A 14709-nucleotide genomic window follows, 5' to 3' on the forward strand; every position below is an offset into this window, starting at 1 on the left:
AATGAAGAATCATGATTATAGTCTATTGCTGTCTCAGCTTTTCTTCGTTTTTATTAATGCTTCAGGTGATATTTTATTCTTCTTTTTCATGCATATGACCAGAAATAACAAATGGACGGTCCATAAAGTAGCTCGGTTGTTTTGCTTTTTGGGAATCATGTGCTTTTTTAAATTGATCAGAGTTTTTCCAGTTCTCAAAATCGGCAAAGGATTTCCATTGTGTCAAAACAACGTATTTGCTTGTCTTCTCCTGACGTAAAAAACGCCACGCCTGGAACCCATCCGTTTTTTCAATGCCGCTGTCACTTTGCTTCATGCGATATTCAAAGGTGGAGCTGCTGTCCTCTGAAACTGGAAGATGGTTCATTACTACATATCCTTCTTTGGATAATTTTCCGACAGCTTTTAATACTTCAAAGGCTTGACCGGATGAAAAAATATTTTTGGAGCTATTTTCATAATAAGCAATACCGCCATCATTGCTGGAGATAAAGTAAAAATCAATATCTGTATTTTTTTTCTCCAATGTTTCCAAAAAACGGATGGTTCCTCTTGTCATAAACGCTTTCATAAAAATTCCTCCTTGTTTTGACAGTTTATTTTGAACACGTATTTATAATTAATTCAGCCACTTTCGCACCCTAAAAAATAATTTTCTTATCATAGTGATAAGCGTTGATCGTTCCTTCCATCTATCTCTTGACAAAGCATATACTCTACCCAGAAAGAAGGTAACGTGTAAGGCGACCGCTACGGCGGCCCGTTTTGCTTTCCTAGGGGCACGCTCTTCAGCTAACCTTGGCAAAAGTGGATCTTCAGATGGCGCTAATCCCTCAGGAGTCAAAACGGTCCGCCTCCGCTAGCAGGGGATTCTATACTGTTTAATACAACTACAACTGAGTCAATAGAAATTAGACCCTTAAAAAACTTCTTTTTCGTGGTGCATATAAAAATTTCCTCTCACGATTACTTTCTATTCATCAAAGCTATTTTTAATATTTTCTATCCAATACTATATCTTAAATTAAATTGCTAAATCAACCATTTGAAACACTAAAAGGATCTTTTCATTGAGCGAAAAGCGATTATTTCATCCAATTCCATCAGACTATGAGTTTTTTCATTCGCTGTAGAAGCCTAACTGAGCGCAGACCAACCACGAAGACTCCTAAGTGGTTCGCAGGCTAAACCCGTGACTCCTGGGGTTGCGATTACTCACCCCATCGAAAAGCGTTGTCACAACGCCTGCACTTGCACGTCCTGTGCATCGCAGGGCGAGCTGAAGATCCACTTGAAAAGCGGTTTTCTTTTCAAGTTAGCTGAAGCCGTCCCCATGGAAAGCGTAGTGGTTGGTCGGAGCGGAGCTATACACAATCTCCATCTCCATAGAAGGATGATTTAACAAAATACAAGCAGGATAATGTAGAACATGTTCATCCTGAAATAGTAAAGTATAGATGCTTATTCGGTGCGAAAGTTGAGTAATTAAATTGTACACAAATACAAATAATATTGAAAATAATACATATTTCCTGTCGAATCTTTCTGTAGTTTAAAGATGTCCATTCTTTATCAAAAAGTTAGAATAACGTATAATAGGAACGTATATGCACCGAGGTGAGTTTATGAGTAGTGAACGAAGAAATGAAAAAAGAAAAGATAGAAGAAAAAATAGAAGAAAAAATCAAAAGAATGTATTTCGACAAAAAATAAAGTGGCTGGGGATTGCTATTGCTGCTGTTTTTGTGTTCTTGTTAAGCGGTTATGGACTGCTGATTTTAGGAGGTAAAATGGTCGCAGATGAGAATGATTTGCTGCTTGATTTGACAACCACTGTCCGTACAGAGGACGGAGAGGTGGTCAAAACTTTATATAATGAAAACAGGGAATATGTATCCGTAGATCATATTCCGGATCATGTGCTGCAAGCATTTGTTGCTGTTGAAGACCGCCGTTTTTATGAGCATCAAGGAATTGATTTGCAATCCATTGGACGGGCAGTCTATCGTGACATATTAGCGCGTAGTAAAGTAGAAGGCGGAAGTACAATTACACAGCAATTATCCAAAAATCTTTTTCTTACAAATGATAAATCATGGGCCAGAAAAATAAAGGAATCAATGGCCTCCCTTTACCTGGAGAGAAGGCTTAGTAAGGATGAGATATTAGAATTATATGTCAACCAGGTTTATTTTGGAGAGGGAGTCTACGGAGTCCAAAAAGCTTCGCAATTCTTCTTTTCCAAGGATGTTGATGATTTAACTATTTCTGAAGGAGCATTGCTTGCCGGTTTGATGAAAGCGCCAAATGGATATTCTCCCCTGAATCATCCTGAAAAAGCAGCCGAGCGCAGAAATGTCGTCCTCCAGACAATGGAATCAGCGGGCTTTATAGATGAAGAAACAAGGGTGCTTGAGCAGGAAAAAGACTTAGGGATAAACCTGTCAGAAGAAAAAAGAGGAACAAACCCCTGGGTTGACAGCTATGTTGATATAGCAATAAAAGAAGCTGCAGAAAAGCACAATTTAAGCTTTGAAGATTTACAAAGCGGCGGATATGAAATTACGGTATATATGAATGATGATTTTCAGCAGATTGCTTATCAAGACTTCCAGGAGGATGCTTTTTTCCCTGGAAACACAGAAGGAACAGAAGGATCTTTTGTAATGCTGGATAAGGATAACGGTCATATTGTATCAGCAATCGGCGGACGTAATTTCAGCCTTGGTGATTTAAACCGGGTAAATGTACAGCGCCAGCCGGGCTCCACCTTTAAACCGGTCGCTGTGTATGGTCCGGCGTTGATGAAGGAAGATAAATATAATCCTTTTACAATTATTCCGGATCAATATATGGAGGAGTATGATGTCAAGAATGTTAGTGGAGAATATAAAAATAACATTACAATTTATCAGGCGATTGTAGAATCAACAAATACCTCTGCTGTCTGGCTGCTCGATGAGATCGGCATAGACTATGCTAAGTCTTATCTGAATAAATTGGAATTGCCGCTCGATGATAAGGATAAGGGGACATCTATTGCTTTAGGAGGTTTGGAAAAAGGTGTTACGCCGTTACAAATGGCGCAAAGTTATCAAGCTTTTGCCGATAATGGAAACATGTCTGAAGCAACAGCTATTGCAGAGATAAAAGACCGTAACGGAGAAGTGATATATCAATCAGAAACAAGTAACAAAGAAGTATTTACACCACAGGTTGCCTGGGATATGACAGAAATGCTCAAGGAAAATGTCCGGACAGGAACAGCGAGCTCCGGCTATTATGCCAAGGAGCTTGCGGGTAAAACAGGAACTACACAACATACTTATGTAGATGGGGCATCTAAGGATGCCTGGTTTGTTGGATATACACCGGATTATGTTACAGCTGCGTGGATGGGGTATGATAAGTCAGATGAAAAACATTATTTAACAGGCGGGAGTGCTTATCCTACATCGTTGACTAAGAAAATACTGACAGATATTGATAATCAAACCGGCTCAGCATTGACAGCTTCTTTTTCAATGCCGGAAGATGTCGAGCCTTTGCCAGATCCAATTGATTTACCGGCAATTGAGAATTTAAATGCAAGCTATACATTTGGCGGGATGGCTTTGGTGAAAGGAAAGCTTACCTGGAGCGGTTCAGCAGATGATCGTGTTGTATACCGTATTTATAAAGAGGAAGAAGGTACAGATGAACTGGTGGGAGAAGTAGAAGGGGAAACAGAATTTATCATTGATGATATCTGGTTCCGAAATGAATACTATTATGTTGTACCATTTGACCCGATTACAAATATGGAAGGGCAGCATTCTGAATCTGTATCATTTTTCTAAAACTCTACAAGAGGATGTTCGAAAAATCATAAATGATAAGCGGCGAAGTTAGTGACATCTGCATCGCACAGGCAATGCAGATGTCATCGCACGCGCAAGCCTAATTGTAAAAGCAACGAAGTCTTCATCTTCTTACATCTGATTTAGTAACTTTTTGAATTCGCATTATAAGAGATATTTCTTTAGAATGATTTTAAAATGAGACAATTTAATGACAAACAATCCTCTTCCCTATACATTAGCCTGATAAATAGATATAGTTAGAGATGGAAAAAGAATATAAAAGGATGAACGTTGCATGGTAAAAGTGAAAAACACAACAATTTTAGACGCTTATCGCGGAAACAAAACAGATTACACACCAGCCTGGTTTATGCGTCAGGCTGGAAGATCTCAACCAGAATACCGGGCATTAAAAGAAAAGTACTCTCTTTTTGAAATTACACATCAGCCGGAGCTTTGTGCTTATGTTACAAGACTTCCGGTCGAAAACTACGGAGTAGATGCAGCAATCCTGTATAAGGATATTATGACGCCTCTTCCGGCTATCGGAGTAGATGTAGAGATCAAAAGCGGAATTGGCCCGGTTATTGAACAGCCGATCCGGACTATGCAGGATGTAGAAAAACTCGGTGAGATTAATCCGGCAAGTGATGTGCCATATGTGCTTGATACCATCCGTTTATTGACGGAGGAGCAGCTTGAGGTCCCATTAATCGGTTTTTCAGGTGCACCGTTTACATTAGCGAGCTACATGATTGAAGGGGGCCCTTCTAAAAATTATACGAAAACAAAAGCATTAATGTATCGTGAGCCGGAAACCTGGTTTGCATTAATGGATAAGTTAGCAAGTATGATTATTCATTATGTGGAAGCACAAATTAAAGCCGGAGCAAGTGCTATTCAAATCTTTGATTCCTGGGTGGGCGCCTTAAACGTGGAAGATTACCGTTATTTTATTAAACCGGTAATGACAGATATTTTTTCCGCGCTGAAAAAATATAATGTCCCGCTGATTACCTTTGGTGTAGGTGCAAGTCATCTGTTATTAGAGTGGAATGATTTGCCGGTAGATGTAATTGGCCTGGATTGGCGTACTTCTGTAGAAGAAGCGAGAAACTTAGGTGTAACCAAAACATTACAAGGAAATCTGGACCCTGCTATTTTACTGAGTGATTGGGAGACAATTGAAAAAAGAACGAAAGCTATACTGGATCAGGGGATGAACACGGAAGGCTATGTCTTTAATCTTGGTCATGGCGTTACTCCCGATATTAAGCCGGAGACACTAAAAAGGCTGACGAATCTTATTCACAATTATTCACAGCAAAAGTAAGAAAAGTACAAAGCATGCTAATACTGATTTTAAACAGTTATTAGCACGCTCTGGAACTGGTGTATAAAAAGTAAAATTTTTACTCTTAAACAAAACGTAACGAGGTGTGTTGAAAATGGAAAAGAAAAAATTAGGATTATTAGTAATGGCATACGGAACTCCGTACAAAGAAGAAGATATTGAACCATATTACACTGATATTCGCCATGGGAGAAAACCAGAGCCAGAAGCATTGCAGGATTTAAAAGATCGTTACCAGGCAATTGGAGGTCTTTCGCCATTAGCCAAAATTACAAAAGAACAAACCTATGCGTTAGAAAGCAAGTTAAATGAAGTCCAGGATGAATATGAATTTAAAGCATATATCGGATTAAAACATATCGCTCCATTTATTGAGGATGCAGTAGATGAAATGGCAAAAGATGGTATTAAAGAGGCTGTTTCTATTGTTTTAGCACCACATTACTCTACATTCAGTGTTAAATCATATAATGAACGTGCTAATAGCACAGCAGAAAAGCATGGCATAAAAATTGAGTCCGTACAGGATTGGTATACAGAACCAGGGTTTATTGACTTCTGGGCAAAAGGCGTGCAGAAAGCTTTTGCAGAAATGCCTGAAGAAGAAAAAGAAAAATCTGTATTAATTGTTTCTGCTCATAGTCTGCCGGAAAAAATTCTTCAAAATGGAGACCCATATAAGCAGCAATTAGAGGAAACAGCACAATTAGTAGCTGAAGCAGCAGATGTTAAGAATTACGAAGTTGGCTGGCAAAGTGAAGGAAATACACCGGATCCATGGCTTGGACCAGATGTTCAGGATTTAACACGTGAATTGTATAACAAAGATGGATACAAAGCATTTGTTTACACACCTGTTGGATTTGTAGCAGATCACCTGGAAGTTTTATATGATAACGACCATGAATGTAAAGTGGTCTGTGATGAGATTGGAGCAAGCTATTATCGTCCGGAAATGCCAAATGCCCGTCCAGAATTTATTGAAACCTTAGCAAATGTGGTATTAAAGAAAGTTAAGCGTGCTTCCTGATGGATAAAAAAAGAGTAGTCATTGTTGGAGGCGGTGTGACAGGATTGTCTGCCGCCTATCATCTTCAAAAACAGGCGCAATCAGCAAAGCTTCCAATCGAAATTACTCTGGTAGAAGGTTCAAACCGTCTTGGCGGCCGGATTCATACGATAAAACGGGATGGATTTACAATTGAAAAAGGACCAGATTCTCTTTTAGCACGTAAACCAATTGCAATGGAGCTGGTTAAAGAATTAGGTATTCTTAATCAAACAAGATATAATTCTACCGGTCAATCCTTTATGCTTATAAAAAATAAGCTGCATAAAATGCCAAAGGGCGCCTTTATGGGTGTGCCAAAAGAAATTGGACCGCTCATGCGTTCAAAATCATTTACTTTATCAGGTAAAATTCGTGGCCTGATGGATTTAATTAAACCAAAGAATAAAAGTACAGAAGACGAATCCTTAGGGCATTTTATGCGCCGCCGTTTTGGAAATCAAATTGTAGATAATCAAATTGATCCTTTGCTTTCTGGAATTCATTCTGGTGATATTGATAAAATGAGTCTTCAAGCAATTTATCCTATTTTTGGGAAAATGGAGCAGGATTACGGAAGTGTGATGAAAGGTCTTGGCAAGACAATGCCAAAGCCTGAAAAAAATAAAAAAGCAAAGCCTGCTCAAGGCCAATTTTTCTCTTTTACAAATGGTTTGCAGACACTTGTTGATGAACTTGAAGCACAATTGGACGCTGTAGGAATCATCCGGGATAATAGAGTAAATCATATTGAGAAAAAAGAAGAGGGATATCATGTTCTTTTAGATTCCGGAAATGTTTTGGCAGCAGATTTTGTTTTAGTTGCCGTGCCGCATACACAGGTTCCGGGAATGCTAAGCAAGCATCAGCCATTACAGGAATTATTTGATATTCCTGCGACATCAACAGCCAATGTTGTGCTCGCTTTTGATGAAAAGCAGATTAAACGTGATTTAGACGGTACCGGCTTTTTGGTGACGAGAAACAGTAATTACCGAATTACTGCATGCACCTGGACGCATCGTAAATGGGAAGGGACTGCACCTGCAGGCAAAGCTTTACTGCGCTGCTATGTCGGAAAGCCTGATGATCAGGAGATAGTGAAGGAATCGGATGAGGCGCTGGTTGATATCGTATTAAAAGATTTGAACAAAGTGATGAAAATCAAGGGAGATCCTTTATTCTATGAGATTACAAGATTTATCGGGGCCCGCCCGCAGTACCACACCGGCCATTTAGAACTTGTCAGCCGTATCAGAGACTATGTAGCGGGTCATCTTCCAAACCTGGAATTAATCGGCAGCTCTTATGATGGAACAGGGCTTCCGGATTGTATTGAGCATGGACAAAAAGGTGCTGAATTAGCGCTTAAGGCACTAACTGAAAATAAATAAACAATTAATTTAAAACAGCTGTGGGATGGTAAATAATTTCATGGCTGTTTTTATTATGAAGTTGTTTCCTTGATAGGGCCGTTGATTACAATATTTTTGATGAAATAATCATAAAATTCCTTGGACGGGCAAAATAATTATGGCGTCAACTTTTATTGGAGAAAGCACAAAAATCCCCATTAAGTGAAGTTTTGTTTTATACTTTAAAGAAATATCGTTATAGACATTACCAGATAACCATGGTTTTGAATATAATCGAAAAAGAGTAGAGGAGGAGAAGCGTTGCTTAATAATCAGGTTAATGAGGATATTATGCTTTCATTACTGGAAGAAAATGACGCACAAACATTGTTCAATTTAGTATCATCAAATAAAGCGTTTTTAAGCAACTGGTTAAGCTTTCCGTCTGTTACAAATAAGCCGGAAGATTCGAAATCCTTTATCCAAAGGTCATTATTTCGTTTTGTGAATAGGGAAGGTTTTTGGGTTGGCATATGGTATAAGGGAATCTTAGCGGGTTCTGTCGGTTTCTTATATTTTGATTGGAAGGTAAAGAAAACTGAAATTGGATATTGGCTGGGAGAGGATTATACAGGTAAGGGAATTATGACGAGTGTCTGTACTGCCATGGTAAATTATGCGTTTAATGAACTGAAATTAAATAAAATTGAAATAAAAACAGCGGTAGAGAACAGTAAAAGTGCAGCGGTTCCTAAAAGACTCAGGTTTAAACATGAGGGCACAATCCGGGCTGATGAAGTGATAGGGGATATATTACATGATCGGGAAGTCTATGGAATGCTGCGAGAAGAGTGGGGTAGAAAAGATTAAAAAAATCCCGCCAGTCTTTGAAGATTATCTGGATGATCATTTTTAGAATTTTCGTAGGGTGCAAGAAAACCAGACTGGCATTACACCCAGCCTGGTTTTCGGCACATTGAATTTTATTCGGAATAGCTTTCGACTAATTCATCAATCAAAGAGCCGACATAATTAACAGCTATCTCGATATTTTCCGGATTGGACATATCAATGCCCGCATCTTTAATCAGGTCAAGCGGTTTCTTTGTACCACCTGATTTTAAGACATTTAGCCAGTCCTCAACAGCTGGCTGTCCTTCTTCCCGAATGCGTTTAGCCATCGTTGTAGAAACAGTAAGTCCCGCAGAGTAAGTATATGGATATAAGCCCATATAATAATGCTGCTGACGCATCCAGGTTAACCCGGCACCCTCATCAAATGTGACTGTATCGCCCCAGAAGGATTCTAATACATCACGTTTTTCTCTGCATAGCACATCGGCAGTCACCGGCGTTCCTGCTTCAGCAAGATCATAAACCTTACGCTGGAATGCTCCTTCTAATAAATGCGTAATAAAATTATGATAGTACGTTCCTAATAATTGTGTAATAACCCAGCGTTTCATTCGCGGATCGTCTTTATTTGTCTTCATTAAATGGTCTGCAAGCAGTAATTCATTTAATGTGGAAGGCGCTTCAATAAAATAAGTTGATGGACGGGTATTAAATAAACTCTGATATTTACCAGCTAAGTAGAAATGACCTGCATGTCCCAGCTCATGGGCTAAAATAAAGGCATTACGCATCTTATCAGCCCAGGTTACGAGAATATATGGATGCGCTCCATATGGACTGGAACAGAAGGCACCATTAGCCTTGCCGACATTTTGAGCACGGTCTACCCAGCGATTTGATAATGCTTTTTTCATTCCTTCTAAATATTCCGGTCCCATAACATCTAATGCACTTAAAATTGTTTCCGAAGCGTCTTCATAAGATGTACTTGGATTAAAAGAAGGATCCAGCGGCGCTTTTAAATCACAGAATCGCAGCTTTTCTAAGCCCAGCTTTTCTTTTAATAACTTTGCGTACTTCCGCATATGCGGCGCTAATTTTTCTTGAATAACATCTAATTGATTATGGTACATCTCCGTTGTTACCTGCTGCGGAGCTAAAAGCATCTCTGTAACGGAATCATAATTTCTTAATTTAGAAAGCTGTACCTGTTTTGTAATCTCGGTCTGATAGGTTGCTGCATACGTATTTTTATATTGTTCAAATGTATTTACATAAGATTCATAGGCGTTTCTTCTCAATACAGCATCCTCTGAATACTCATAGCTTTCTTCATATAATGGCTCGCTCATCGGCTGTGTATTTCCCTGACCGTCAACAATTTCTTCAAACTGCATATCGGACTGCTTGCTGCGTGAAAAGATATTATGCGGAGCATCTAATACCTCGCTCAATGCAGAAAGAGCTTCCTCTAATTCAGGTGAGAGTATATGATCTTTCTCTTCAAGAATATCAAATAAATATTTACGGTATGTTTCGAGAATAGGTTCGTCTTTTATAAACTGTTCTATATCAGATGAAGATAGCTTTAGGAGCTCTGTTTCAAAGAAAGAAAGCTTCGAACTGATTTCTGCAAGCGCGGCACCGCTTTTTGCTGCTGCGCTCTGGTTAGCAGGGTCACTTCCATCTGCGCTTATTAGTAAGTTAGCGTAGACAGCAACGTGAATAACCTTTTCTTGATAAGCCTCTGCTGTTTTCAAAGCCTTGGACAAAGTCTGTGCGCTCTCAGAAAGCTTCCCTTTAAAAGCCGTTATTTGATCCGCGCCCTGAATGGCTTCCTGTAATGCTTTTTCCCAGCTTTCTTTGTCTGGAAAAAGATCTGTTAAATCCCATGTTTGTTCAATTGGAACATCTTTCCGATACTGTCTGTTTGAATTTGACATATTCATTCCTCCCCAAATACTTGAAATATTGCCCCATGTAAAAGAAAATAAAGATACAGCAATACTTTATCAATTAATTCGACTACCTAATTAATTATAGTACAGGAGAAGAAAAAATTATAGGATTTTTTAAATAATTCAAAAGTTAATTTGCAAAATGAAAGAATACAAAAAAAGAATAGCCTTATAACAGGCTATCCAGGAGAAGGATTGTAACTTATGGGAAATCATAGTTTATCGCAGCGTAACAGGCTGGGACTTCGATTATTCTTCCCATCGAAGGGCTTTTGTAAGACTCTCACTACAAGAATAGAGAAAAATCGAAATTTCTAAGTGGGAATCCAACAGCCAGTAACGGCCCGATTGGTTCAACTGGCAATCAGTGGGGAGGAAGAAAATCCACACTGATTGAAGTTTCACTTTATTAAACAGGATGTTAAAAACAGTAATTTATAATGGTAGGGTTACTGTCAGCTTTAACGTCCCGGATAATCGCAATCGTCGCAAATATTACCATAACAGTCAGCTTTTTCATTTACCATTGCGTTTCCGCATTTTGCGCATTTCTTCTTTGGCAGGTTTTTAAAAAATTCGATAATTCCAGTCATTTCGATTCCTCCTAAGGATTTAATTGATTTAAAAGTATTGTACTATAACAGTTTATTTGTGTCAACACTGTATTGATACAATTTTATAAAAATAGAAGGAGATGTCAGAATGAAACTAACTATAATTGGATTTTGGGGCGGCTATCCTAATAAAGAAGGCGCTACATCCAGCTACTTATTAGAAAAAGATAATTATAAACTTATATTGGATATGGGGAGCGGTTCCCTGTCCAAGCTTCAAAAATTCCTTTCTGTATCTGAATTAGATGCAGTGATTTTATCACATTATCATCATGATCATGTAGCAGATATCGGAGTATTACAGTATGCGAAGCTCATTGATTATTACGTTCATAACAATGAAAAGAAATTAAAAATATATGGCCACACAGAAGATAAGGATGGCTATCTCTCTTTATCACATCAATATACAGAGGGAATAGCTTATAACCCTGATGAAGTATTGAAAGCAGGCCCGTTTGAAATTACATTTTTTAGAACGGAGCATCCCGTTCCATGCTTCGGAATGCGTATTACAGATGGTAAGAAGACAATTGTATATACTGCGGACAGCAGTTATACAGAAGCTTGGATTCCGTTTGCAGAAGGAGCAGATTTATTGATAGCTGACTGCAACTATTTTAAAGGACAGGATGGAACAAAAGCAGGACACATGAACAGTGAGGAAGCAGCAGGTATTGCGCAGGCTGCCGGTGTAAAGCAGTTAGTGCTCAGCCACCTGCCGCAATTTGGTGTACTAGAACAGTTGAAAGAAGAAGCAAAACAGATTTATACAGGTGAAATTGTGTTAGCAGTTGAAGGATATGTGTGGGAATAGTATCCGGGTAGAAGTTTTGATTTGCAATAGTTTATGCGTTAAAATGAGACTAGTGAAAAAGAGGGAGGAATTAAGTTGAAATTTATTGATAATAAAGGTATTAATGATCCTCGTATTAATTTAGCGATTGAGGAGTATATTCTTGAAAATTTTGGTGAGAAAGATACATATTTATTATTTTATGTAAATAGTCCTTCCATTATCATTGGACGAAACCAAAATACCATTGAAGAAATTAATACGGACTATGTAGACGAAAAAGGAATTAAAGTTGTCCGGCGTCTTTCCGGTGGCGGAGCTGTTTATCACGATGAACAGAATTTAAATTTCAGCTTTATTACAAAGGATGATGGCGACAGCTTTCAAAACTTTGCTAAGTTTACACAGCCTGTTGTTGATGCTTTAAATAATATCGGTGTTCCAGTTGAATTACAGGGGAGAAATGATTTAGCAGTAGAAGGAAGGAAAATCTCTGGTAATGCCATGTTCTCTACACGCGGACGCATGTTCAGCCATGGGACTTTAATGCTGGATTCACAATTAGAAGAATTAACGAAAGCATTAAAGGTGAAGAAAATCAAAATTGAATCTAAAGGAATTAAATCGATCCGCAGCCGCGTAGCAAATATTGCGGAATATCTTGATAACCCTATATCAATGGACGAGTTCAAGGAATTAATTTTACGCTATATCTTTGATGTAGAAGATGTTAAGGATGTCCCTCAATATGTGTTAACCGAAGATGATTGGGCAAAAATCTATGAGATTTCAGAAAAACGCTATCAGCAATGGGACTGGAATTATGGTAAATCACCTTCATTCAACTACCAGGAGTCTAAGAAATTCCCTGGCGGACTGGTGGATGTCCGTTTAGATGTAAAAAAAGGCATTATCGAAAATTGCATTATCTACGGTGATTTCTTTGGCATAGGTAATGTAAAAGAGCTGGAGGATGCTTTAGCCGGCATTCGTCATAATCGTGATGCCATCAAAGAAGCGCTGGACCAGATTGATGTATCACATTATCTTGGAAGAATTTCTAAAGAAGAATTTTTAGAACTGCTTTATTAAACCATTAGTGATAAATAATATAAAGAAAAAACTTCATTCTGAAGGGCAGGTTAAAGCCTTGAATAGAATGGAGTTTTTTTAATCAGTACACGATAGTTTGGCAGAAAGGAATTATAAGTTGAAGTAATTTATATTATAGCTTTATTAATTTCTTTTTATTTTTAAAATTAATACAAAAATTCAAAATAAATATATCTTTTTACTCATTTTGGTGCTATAATAATTCAAACCTCACTTGTGTCACCAGGTAATTAGGAGGAATATAGAAATGAAAATGAGAGAAATTACACCTTACACCATGGCGGTCATATCTGATAAAGATGAAAAAGGAAAATATGTTTCCAGAGTTTTAGAAGATGAAGTGGAATACGTATTAGAAGGAAAACCGACAAAAGTAATTGAGTATGCATGTGCCTATTTTGGATCTGATTTAAAAGGCAGACAAAATGGCATTAAAAGTATTTCCGGTATCACACATAAAACTCCAATACCGGTTGATCCAAGAAATAGAATGTACTTCTTCCCGACGAAATCCCCGTCACATGAAAGCTGTTCCTGGATCTCACATTCTCATATAGATGAAGTGAAAAAAATAGACAGTACCTCCACACAAATTCTATTTAAAAATGGAAAAACAATTGATGTAGAGGTTTCTCATGGTATTGTAATCAATCAAATCCAGCGGACAGCCCAAATTCGTTTTCTTATCGATGAGCGGAGCACTGCGTTTATCGATAAATGACATTCAGTATGATTCTATTTATTACGTTTTGCTTTCCTTCCAAAAAATTCTCACTTACTTAAGATTTTCCCCTTACCCAGATTGTTCTAAAAATCCTTTTATAATAAAAAACTGCATAAAATAATGTTATTTTCTAAGAATATCATTATGAATACTTCTCTGCTTATTTCTTTCTTGAAATATGATAAATATTAAAATAATAAAAAAAGTAAACCCTGGTGGCAATTTGAGTTTGTTAAGCTTCATTTGATAGAGAAGTTTATACTTTTCAAAAAATCTGCAGTAGCATATAATCATCAATAAGATTGTTGGAATTTTGAGGGAGACTGACCGCATGTACGTAATGAATATTACATTTTCAAATTGGCAGGCATATTTAAAAGAAGAAGGCTGGGAGGAATTTATTCGTCAGCTGCTGGAGCAATATGAAGGTCTGGGTCCATTGCCCGGTATTGCATTGCCTTTTTTTGAAGCGTTTTTACCGTTCTTGCCGCTTATAGTATTTGTGCTCGGAAATGCAGCCGCCTACGGATTATTTGAAGGCTTTCTGTACTCTTGGCTTGGTGCAAGTCTTGGTGCTGTAATTGTGTTTCTGATTATTCGCCGTTTGGGAAATACAAGGCTGTTAAAAAAGGTTCGCCATAATAAACAGGTGAGTAAGATTACTGCGTGGGTAGAAAAACATGGGTTTGGACCTTTGTTTTTATTGCTTTGTTTCCCATTTTCCCCTTCGTCTGTTATTAATGTTGTAGCTGGATTGTCTAAAATCAGTATCTATCCATTTATATTGGCCGTACTGTTAGGTAAGACAGTAATGATTTTCTCCATTTCCTACGTCGGCTCCAGCATCATGGAATTTGCTCAGAATCCGGTAAGGACAATTGTAGTCGGTATAGGTATTATTGTTTTTTGGATGTTCGGCAAGTATTTAGAGAAAAGGCTTCATAAAAAAGTGGACAAGCATAGTGGATAATACACTATATGATAAAACCCCTCTGGAAAATAAAGCAAAACTTTATCCAGTGGGGTTTTTCGAAATTTAAATATTTCCTG

12 protein-coding genes are annotated in these 14709 nt (G+C 37.9%); 9 read left to right on the forward strand and 3 right to left on the reverse strand.

What is annotated here, in order from left to right:
* Window positions 1-73: 73 nt before the first annotated feature.
* Window positions 74-571 (reverse strand): antibiotic biosynthesis monooxygenase family protein, encoded by a 498-nt coding sequence (locus tag IEX29_RS07065; RefSeq protein WP_188733753.1) that lies wholly within the window; start codon window positions 569-571, stop codon window positions 74-76.
* 1054 nt (window positions 572-1625) lie between these two features.
* Here IEX29_RS07065 and IEX29_RS07070 point away from each other — a divergent pair.
* The 5 genes from IEX29_RS07070 (at window position 1626) to IEX29_RS07090 (ending at window position 8469) form a co-directional block, all read left to right on the forward strand.
* A complete protein-coding gene (locus tag IEX29_RS07070) occupies window positions 1626-3839 on the forward strand; it encodes a transglycosylase domain-containing protein (RefSeq protein WP_188733754.1) in 2214 nt (737 codons plus the stop codon).
* A gap of 298 nt (window positions 3840-4137) precedes the next feature.
* On the forward strand, window positions 4138-5175 hold the full coding sequence (hemE, locus tag IEX29_RS07075; RefSeq protein ID WP_188733755.1) for a uroporphyrinogen decarboxylase: 1038 nt from the start codon (window positions 4138-4140) through the stop codon (window positions 5173-5175).
* A 115-nt stretch (window positions 5176-5290) separates the two neighbouring features.
* A complete protein-coding gene (gene hemH, locus IEX29_RS07080; protein WP_188733756.1) occupies window positions 5291-6226 on the forward strand; it encodes a ferrochelatase in 936 nt (311 codons plus the stop codon).
* The gene (hemY, locus tag IEX29_RS07085) at window positions 6226-7638 is read left to right on the forward strand and encodes a protoporphyrinogen oxidase (RefSeq protein WP_308423625.1); all 1413 of its coding nucleotides are present in this window, start codon (window positions 6226-6228) and stop codon (window positions 7636-7638) included. The genes hemH and hemY overlap by 1 nt, the downstream gene beginning before the upstream one ends.
* Window positions 7639-7920: 282 nt before the next feature.
* Window positions 7921-8469, forward strand: coding sequence for a GNAT family N-acetyltransferase (locus IEX29_RS07090; RefSeq protein ID WP_188733757.1), 549 nt, complete (start codon window positions 7921-7923; stop codon window positions 8467-8469).
* 113 nt (window positions 8470-8582) lie between these two features.
* On the opposite strand, the gene pepF is transcribed toward IEX29_RS07090, so the two are convergent.
* Both pepF and yhfH read right to left on the reverse strand, forming a co-directional pair.
* Window positions 8583-10403: an oligoendopeptidase F gene (pepF, locus tag IEX29_RS07095; protein WP_188733758.1), complete on the reverse strand. Its 1821-nt coding sequence runs from the start codon at window positions 10401-10403 to the stop codon at window positions 8583-8585.
* A 470-nt stretch (window positions 10404-10873) separates the two neighbouring features.
* Window positions 10874-11005, reverse strand: a complete 132-nt coding sequence (gene yhfH, locus IEX29_RS07100) for a protein YhfH (RefSeq protein ID WP_084612985.1) — start codon at window positions 11003-11005, stop codon at window positions 10874-10876.
* Window positions 11006-11114: 109 nt separating this feature from the next.
* On the opposite strand from yhfH, the gene IEX29_RS07105 reads away from it, so the two are divergent.
* The 4 genes from IEX29_RS07105 (at window position 11115) to IEX29_RS07120 (ending at window position 14629) form a co-directional block, all read left to right on the forward strand.
* Entirely contained in the window at window positions 11115-11843 is a 729-nt protein-coding gene (locus IEX29_RS07105; RefSeq protein WP_188733759.1) for an MBL fold metallo-hydrolase, read from the forward strand.
* 75 nt (window positions 11844-11918) lie between these two features.
* Window positions 11919-12914, forward strand: coding sequence for a lipoate--protein ligase (lplA, locus tag IEX29_RS07110; RefSeq protein ID WP_188733760.1), 996 nt, complete (start codon window positions 11919-11921; stop codon window positions 12912-12914).
* Between the two features lie 268 nt (window positions 12915-13182).
* Window positions 13183-13656, forward strand: a complete 474-nt coding sequence (locus IEX29_RS07115; RefSeq protein WP_188733761.1) for a competence protein ComK — start codon at window positions 13183-13185, stop codon at window positions 13654-13656.
* 334 nt (window positions 13657-13990) lie between these two features.
* Window positions 13991-14629: a TVP38/TMEM64 family protein gene (locus tag IEX29_RS07120; protein ID WP_188733762.1), complete on the forward strand. Its 639-nt coding sequence runs from the start codon at window positions 13991-13993 to the stop codon at window positions 14627-14629.
* Window positions 14630-14709 lie beyond the last annotated feature (80 nt).

Origin of the sequence: Oceanobacillus neutriphilus, from assembly GCF_014645515.1 — a bacterium.
Lineage (GTDB): Bacteria > Bacillota > Bacilli > Bacillales > Amphibacillaceae > Oceanobacillus > Oceanobacillus neutriphilus.

What these genes read in the sequence shown, in the direction of transcription:
- IEX29_RS07115 (WP_188733761.1), top strand. Translation starts at nt 13,183, where the DNA reads ATGAAAATGAGAGAAATTACACCTTACACCATGGCGGTCATATCTGAT.
- hemE (WP_188733755.1), top strand. Translation starts at nt 4,138, where the DNA reads ATGGTAAAAGTGAAAAACACAACAATTTTAGACGCTTATCGCGGAAAC.
- IEX29_RS07070 (WP_188733754.1), top strand. Translation starts at nt 1,626, where the DNA reads ATGAGTAGTGAACGAAGAAATGAAAAAAGAAAAGATAGAAGAAAAAAT.
- IEX29_RS07120 (WP_188733762.1), top strand. Translation starts at nt 13,991, where the DNA reads ATGTACGTAATGAATATTACATTTTCAAATTGGCAGGCATATTTAAAA.
- hemY (WP_308423625.1), top strand. Translation starts at nt 6,226, where the DNA reads ATGGATAAAAAAAGAGTAGTCATTGTTGGAGGCGGTGTGACAGGATTG.
- pepF (WP_188733758.1), bottom strand. Translation starts at nt 10,403, where the DNA reads ATGAATATGTCAAATTCAAACAGACAGTATCGGAAAGATGTTCCAATT.
- IEX29_RS07065 (WP_188733753.1), bottom strand. Translation starts at nt 571, where the DNA reads ATGAAAGCGTTTATGACAAGAGGAACCATCCGTTTTTTGGAAACATTG.
- IEX29_RS07105 (WP_188733759.1), top strand. Translation starts at nt 11,115, where the DNA reads ATGAAACTAACTATAATTGGATTTTGGGGCGGCTATCCTAATAAAGAA.
- hemH (WP_188733756.1), top strand. Translation starts at nt 5,291, where the DNA reads ATGGAAAAGAAAAAATTAGGATTATTAGTAATGGCATACGGAACTCCG.
- yhfH (WP_084612985.1), bottom strand. Translation starts at nt 11,005, where the DNA reads ATGACTGGAATTATCGAATTTTTTAAAAACCTGCCAAAGAAGAAATGC.